This window comes from Treponema sp. R80B11-R83G3, assembly GCF_054786115.1.
Map to the genome: position 1 here is coordinate 1 of NZ_BDHF01000182.1, position 1,911 is coordinate 1,911.

Sequence of the window (1,911 nt, forward strand, 5' to 3'; positions counted from 1 at the left end):
CTAAGAAACGCGGTTAACCGCTGCGCTCGTGATGGTATTACGCTAAATACTGTCGCAGTCGGCAGCGATGAAGGCCGGCAGATAACGGCGCAAGTCAACGTACCTGATTCCCCGTCCGTAATTAGCCGCAGGGATTCTTATGCGATGAGAGCGGCTGCCGAAAGAACGGGCGGCATTTACATTGACGGAGGCCGTGAAGACTCAGGCGCGGTTCTTTCTTCGCAACTTCTCTCTCTTGCGCAGGAAATGGGGAGCGGAAACAGGAAACAGGAGCCAAAGCAAAGAAGGCCGCTATTTATCATGCTCGCGATTATTTCCTACGGCGCGTCAAAATTTGTTACGCGCCAATCGCAAAGAAAACCCCTGCGCCGTTTTTCCGCCGCTTTAATAATCGCGCTCTCTTTCCTTTCTTCATGTTCCGAGGGCAAACTTCTTCTTCTGCAAGCCAATTATTTAAATGCTATGGGCAGATATGACGAGGCGCTTATCCCGTATTTAAAAGCGGTAAACCACGAAGATTCCGCTCCTTACGCCGAATACGGTCTTGGGCTGACATTTTATCAGCTTGACGAAGGAAAAGCGGCGTTAAAACGCTATGGCGATTCTCATAAATTACTGGAAAAATATTCGAGTAACGAACACAAGGAGCTTCGATACAGAAACTACTACAATTCCGGCGTAATATTTTTTGAAGAGGGAGATTACCATTCCGCCGCCGAATCTTTTAAAGAGGCGTTAAAAACAGACCCAAAAAGACTGGACGCAAAACGCAATTTGGAATTAAGCCTTATGTCAATAACGATGGAAACAAGTACGGAAAGCAGCGCAAAAAACCGCGAAGAAAGCAGGGAAATTCTTTTTGAGTACTTAAAACAGGATGAGCAGCAAAAATGGAAAAGCCGTGAATGGGAGCCGGAAGAAGATTTTACGGGAGCGGATTATTAATTTATTACGAAAGATTTCACACAAAGAACACAAAGTAAGAGAAGATCACAAAGAAGAATCAAGGGTTCTTGCTCGTAATCTTATAGTGAGGCTCAAGCTTAGCCTTCGTACAAAAACCCCCTCTTCCTCTTTGTGATCTTTGTATCTTTGTGATCTTTGTGTGAGGTTTTTTTACTTCAATGCGCGAATAATCATAACATCGCCAAAATTCAACCACTTTGCCAAAAAATCCGCTATCCTCTTAACAGTCTTTGGCGCAGCCCCCGCCGCAAGACCGCCCCATGAATGACAGCTAACAACTTTAAAGCCTACGGCTTTTAGCATTTTTGACAATGTGTATCTGGAAAATAAATAAAGGTGGTCGAAAATCGCTGAACGCCAGCGGCTGCCGAAAAGAAGGGATTGAAAACCGCTGATGTCGGGAGTTGTAATAAATATAGAACCGTTATTTTTTAAAATACGGTATGTTTCTTCCAGAAATGTTTTTGGCTCGTTCAGATGTTCAATCAAATGGGACGCGAGTATCACATCGAAACTGCTGTCAGGAAAATTATTTTCTTCAAGCGGGATATTTCGCACATCAAGCTTGCGCTCATTTTTAGCGTAAATTGCGGAAGGAGAGATTTCTACGCCCGTTACGCGCCATCCTTTGCCGCGCAGAGACGCAAGTAGCGCTCCTGTGGCGCAACCAATGTCAAGGATTGAAGGGCTTTCGGCGCTTAATTTTTCCACAGCGGCAAAAAGTGTTTTTTCCAGTTTGAGAAAACCCGCGTCTTTTAACGCAAGCTGTTGAAGTTTAAGAAAAGCGGCTTCGTTTTCCAGTTCGTAAGAAAGATAATCATTGCCGTAAGTGTCGCTGTAACGCGCCAATATTTCATTTTTGTCGGGCTGGGGGTTTCTCTGCACAAGCCCGCAGTTTTTGCACCTTACAAATGAAAAGCCCTCACATTCAAGCGCTGTTTTAAA

At 44.7% G+C, this 1,911-nt stretch carries 2 protein-coding genes; one reads left to right on the forward strand and one right to left on the reverse strand.

The window, feature by feature from the left end:
• Nucleotides 1-945: tetratricopeptide repeat protein (locus ACYVRH_RS12365; protein WP_461257205.1), on the forward strand; the 945-nt coding region annotated here is incomplete at its 5' end.
• 171 nt (nt 946-1,116) lie between these two features.
• Here ACYVRH_RS12365 and ACYVRH_RS12370 read toward each other — a convergent pair.
• Nucleotides 1,117-1,911, reverse strand: a 795-nt coding sequence (locus ACYVRH_RS12370) for a class I SAM-dependent methyltransferase (RefSeq protein ID WP_461257206.1), incomplete at its 5' end; no start/stop codon positions are given.